Origin of the sequence: Streptomyces flavofungini (genome assembly GCF_041028215.1) — a bacterium.
GTDB lineage: Bacteria > Actinomycetota > Actinomycetes > Streptomycetales > Streptomycetaceae > Streptomyces > Streptomyces flavofungini_B.
The window spans coordinates 1-4,323 of record NZ_JASKYR010000663.1 but is presented as its reverse complement, the minus strand read 5'-3'; the positions used below and the strand labels follow the sequence as shown (position 1 = coordinate 4,323).

The following is a 4,323-nucleotide window of genomic DNA, read 5'->3' as shown; positions in this document are numbered from 1 at the left end:
TGTCCACCCCGCCCCATGCACGGGCACGCGCGCGTGCCGCACGCCGAGCGTCCAGCGACCAGACCTGACCGCACCTGGTGAGCACCAGGTAGGTGGCCATGAGGTGGATGACGTTGTCGCCGCCGTCACCGATGAAGATGCTGCGGTTCTGCAGCGACAGCACACCGATCATGAACAGCACGGACATGGCGCGCGTGTGCCAGCCGAGCAGCAGCAGGGCGCTGCTGAGGATCGCCACCGCGTAGACGATCTCGAACCAGACGCGCCCGTCGGACCACATCAGCGCGGTGAAGGCACCGTTGCCCACGATGAGCTGCTGCGCCATGTCCCAGCTCCAGGGGCCGTCGGGCCCGTACATCTCATGGCGGTGGGGGAGTTCGCGCAGCAGGAAGAAGAGCCAGGTGGCGGCGAAGCCGATCCGGACGATCGCCGTCTGGTACGGGCCCAGGGCGAACCCGGTGACATTGCTGAGCCCGCGCGCGAGGGGGCGTTCGACGCGGGTCACCGGCCGGCCCCCTTCGCGTCCGCGTCCCCGCCGCCGCTCCGGGCGCCGCTCGGAGCGCTCGGGCCGCCGCTCGCGCCGTCGGTGAGCGGCAGATCATCCGGTGTCACCGTCCACCAGGGCAGCTGCCGGTAGACCGGCTTGGCGGACACCCTCTCCTCGCTCCACTTCGGAGGGCGCACATTCGTCGTCCGGGAGCGCACCTGCACGCGCACGATCTCGTCGCCCTTGCCGCCCGGACGCTCCCGGTCGAGCCTCATGTACGCGATACGGCGGACGTAGTTCTCGGAGAGCTGTCCTCGCAGGCCGACGGGACGATTCTGCGTGTCGTGCGAACCGATGTAGAAGTCCCAGGCGCGGCGCAACTCGTTCTGCCGCGTGTGGCTGGGCAGCGGATTGCCGTCGATGTCGGCGGCGTCCCGCGCGGAGAGGTCGTACCAGTCGGTGGTTCTGACCCTCCCGTCCGCCGTGTCGAGCTCCGCCCTGGCCTGCACGGCGACGTTCTGCTGCAACGGGTTGGGGGCGAAGAGCTTCCAGTTCTGCTCGAACTCGGGGTATATCCACGCGTCGATCAGATCGCCGTGCTGCTTGGTCGCGGTGTTCGAGGGCGCGACGTGCAGGAAGAGCAGCGCCACGTGCGCGCACGCGGCGCTGCTCTTCCTGCACCGCGGCCATCGCGATGAGCGCGAGGGCGCAGGCCGCCGCGATCTGGTAGCCGAGCTTGAGACCGGCGATGCCGGGGCGGAGCAGGGGGGCTGTGTCTGAGTTCGGGGCTGGGATCGGATCCGGGTCCAGGCTGCCCGGGATCAGGGCTGAGGCCGGTGGGGGCGGGGGTGCGGGCGGCGGTGTCGGCGGAGGTGCTGGATCCCGCCCCGCCGCTGTCCCCCATTCGGCGGATGCGCTTGGCTCGGAGTCCGGTCGTGGCTCGTCCGCCGGACCGGGCCCGTCAGGCCCGGCTGGCCCACCGCCGGAGTCCTTGTCGTACCCGCTCATTCCGCCCCGTTCCCCGAATCCGCTCCACACCCTGCCGCCGGAACGGTACTCAGGCCTGCCCGCCGCGCACAGCGTCCGTGAAGTTATCCACAGGGTTGACACCTTAAGGCGGCGCGCCGCACCATGGGATTCAACGAACCGAACGATCGGTCGGGCGGTTCGCTCAGGTCGAGGGGGACCGAGATGGCCACAGCAGCCGCACAGAAGGCGGCGGAGACGGAACCGGCCGGAGCCGGGTCGTCGGCCGCGCGCACGGCGGAGCAGCAGGCCGCCTTCGACGAGGCGGTCGCCGCCGACGAGCGCATCGAGCCACGCGACTGGATGCCGGACGCCTATCGCGCATCCCTGGTCAGGCAGATCGCGCAGCACGCGCACTCGGAGATCATCGGCATGCAGCCGGAGGCCAACTGGATCACGCGCGCCCCCTCCCTGCGGCGCAAGGCGATCCTCATGGCCAAGGTGCAGGACGAAGCAGGTCACGGCCTGTATCTCTACAGCGCGGCGGAGACCCTCGGCACCAGCCGCGACGAACTGCTCGACAAACTGCACTCGGGCCGCCAGAGGTACTCGTCGATCTTCAACTACCCCACGCTGACCTGGGCCGACGTCGGCGCGATCGGCTGGCTCGTGGACGGCGCCGCGATCACCAACCAGGTCCCCCTGTGCCGCTGTTCCTACGGTCCCTACGCTCGCGCGATGGTCCGCGTCTGCAAGGAGGAGTCCTTCCACCAGCGCCAGGGCTATGAATCGCTGCTCGCCCTCAGCCGGGGCACCCAGGCCCAGCACGACATGGCGCAGGACGCGGTGAACCGCTGGTGGTGGCCCTCGCTCATGATGTTCGGCCCGCCCGACGACGAGTCGTCGCACTCGGAGCAGTCGATGACGTGGAAGATCAAGCGCCACTCGAACGACGAACTGCGCCAGCGCTTCGTGGACATATGCGTCCCCCAGGCCCAGTCGCTCGGCCTGACCCTGCCCGACCCGGACCTGAAATGGAACGAATCGCGGGGCCACCACGACTTCGGCCCCATCGACTGGACCGAGTTCTGGGACGTCCTCAAGGGAAACGGCCCCTGCAACGACCAGCGCATCACCCAGCGCAGGCGGGCCCACGAAGAGGGAGCCTGGGTCAGGGACGCCGCGGCCGCGTATGCCACGAAGCAGGCGGGCGCCCCGCGTGCGGACACCGCGGTCATCACGCACGGAGAGGCGACAGCATGAGCAGCTCGACCGACTGGCCGCTGTGGGAGGTCTTCGTCCGATCCCGGCGCGGGCTGTCCCACACCCACGCGGGCAGCCTGCACGCACCGGACGCCGAGATGGCCCTGCGCAACGCCCGCGACCTGTACACACGCAGGAGCGAAGGCGTCTCCCTGTGGGTCGTGCCGTCCGCCGCGATCACCGCCTCCTCGCCCGACGAGAAGGACTCCTTCTTCGAACCGGCAGGCGACAAGCCCTACCGCCACCCGACGTTCTACGAAATCCCGGAGGGGGTGCAGCACCTGTGAGCACCACATCGACTCCGCCGGAAAGCCGGACCGACGCCGCCGCCCTCGCCCTGGGGGACGACGCGCTGGTGCTCTCGCACCGCCTGGGGGAGTGGGCCGGGCACGCCCCCGTCCTCGAAGAAGAGGTCGCCCTGGCGAACATCGCCCTCGACCTCCTCGGCCAGGCCCGCATCCTGCTCTCATCCATCGGCGACGAGGACGAGCTGGCGTACCTCCGCGAGGAGCGCGCCTTCCGCAACCTCCAGCTGGTCGAGCAGCCGAACGGCGACTTCGCCCACACCATCGCCCGCCAGCTCTACTTCTCCACCTACCAGACGCTGCTGTACGCGCAGTTGGCCGCCTCGCAAGGCGACCTCACCCCCCTGGCCGCGAAGGCCGTCAAAGAGGTCGCCTACCACCAGGACCACGCCGAGCAGTGGACCCTGCGCCTCGGCGACGGCACCACCGAGAGCCACACCCGCATGCAGAGCGCCCTCGACGCCCTGTGGCGGTACACGGACGAGATGTTCCAGCCCGTGCCCGGCCTCGACGTCGACTGCTCGACACTGCGGGACGACTGGACGGCTTCCGTGACGGCCGTCATCGAGCGGGCGACCCTCACCGTCCCGTCGGGACCGCAGAGCGGCGCGTGGAAGGCCGGTGCCGGACGCCAGGGCCTGCACACCGAGTCCTTCGGGCGGATGCTCGCCGAGATGCAGCACCTGCACCGCAGCCACCCGGGGGCGTCATGGTGACAACCGCGCCCACCGCCCTTGAGGCGGAGCTCCTGGCCCTCGCGGGCTCGGTGCCCGACCCGGAGCTGCCCGTGCTCTCCCTCGCCGAACTGGGCGTGGTGCGCGGGGTGCGGATCGTCGCACCCGGCAAGGTCGACGTCGAGCTGACCCCCACGTACACCGGCTGTCCCGCGATCGAGGCCATGTCCGCCGACATCGAACAGGTGCTGCGCGAGCACGGCGTGCCCGACGTCTCGGTGCGCACCGTGCTCTCCCCCGCCTGGTCGACGGACGACATCAGCGCCGAAGGCCGCCGCAAACTCGCGGAGTTCGGCATAGCGCCCCCACGCTCCCACCCGACGGACGGACCCGTGCCGCTGAGCCTGTCGATCCGCTGCCCGCACTGCGGCTCGACCGACACGGAGCTGCTCAGCCGCTTCTCCTCCACCGCCTGCAAGGCACTGCGCCGCTGCGCCTCCTGCCGCGAACCCTTCGACCACTTCAAGGAGCTGTGATGGCCCGCTTCCACCCGCTGCGGGTAGCGGCCGTCGACCGGCTCACCGACGACTCCGTGCCGCTGACCTTCGACGTGCCGCCGCCGCTGCGC

Annotated in this window: 4 protein-coding genes and 2 pseudogenes; 4 read left to right on the top strand and 2 right to left on the bottom strand. The window is 70.4% G+C overall.

The window, feature by feature from the left end; translation table 11 throughout:
* A pseudogene (locus AB8Z36_RS32050) lies at nucleotides 1-505 on the bottom strand (HTTM domain-containing protein); the annotation flags it as partial.
* Nucleotides 502-1,495, bottom strand: a pseudogene (locus AB8Z36_RS32045) (DUF5819 family protein). The pseudogenes AB8Z36_RS32050 and AB8Z36_RS32045, both read right to left, overlap by 4 nt.
* A 183-nt stretch (nucleotides 1,496-1,678) precedes the next feature.
* On the opposite strand from AB8Z36_RS32045, the gene paaA reads away from it, so the two are divergent.
* From paaA to paaD, 4 genes are read left to right on the top strand one after another with little or no spacing between them, the layout of a single operon-like run.
* Entirely contained in the window at nucleotides 1,679-2,716 is a 1,038-nt protein-coding gene (gene paaA, locus AB8Z36_RS32040; protein ID WP_369216895.1) for a 1,2-phenylacetyl-CoA epoxidase subunit PaaA, read from the top strand.
* Entirely contained in the window at nucleotides 2,713-3,003 is a 291-nt protein-coding gene (gene paaB, locus AB8Z36_RS32035) for a 1,2-phenylacetyl-CoA epoxidase subunit PaaB (RefSeq protein ID WP_369216894.1), read from the top strand. Before paaA ends, paaB begins: the two co-directional genes overlap by 4 nt.
* A complete protein-coding gene (gene paaC, locus AB8Z36_RS32030) occupies nucleotides 3,000-3,737 on the top strand; it encodes a 1,2-phenylacetyl-CoA epoxidase subunit PaaC (protein ID WP_369216893.1) in 738 nt (245 codons plus the stop codon). Before paaB ends, paaC begins: the two co-directional genes overlap by 4 nt.
* Nucleotides 3,731-4,231, top strand: coding sequence for a 1,2-phenylacetyl-CoA epoxidase subunit PaaD (paaD, locus tag AB8Z36_RS32025; RefSeq protein WP_369216892.1), 501 nt, complete (start codon nucleotides 3,731-3,733; stop codon nucleotides 4,229-4,231). The genes paaC and paaD overlap by 7 nt, the downstream gene beginning before the upstream one ends.
* The last annotated feature ends 92 nt before the right edge of the window (nucleotides 4,232-4,323 follow it).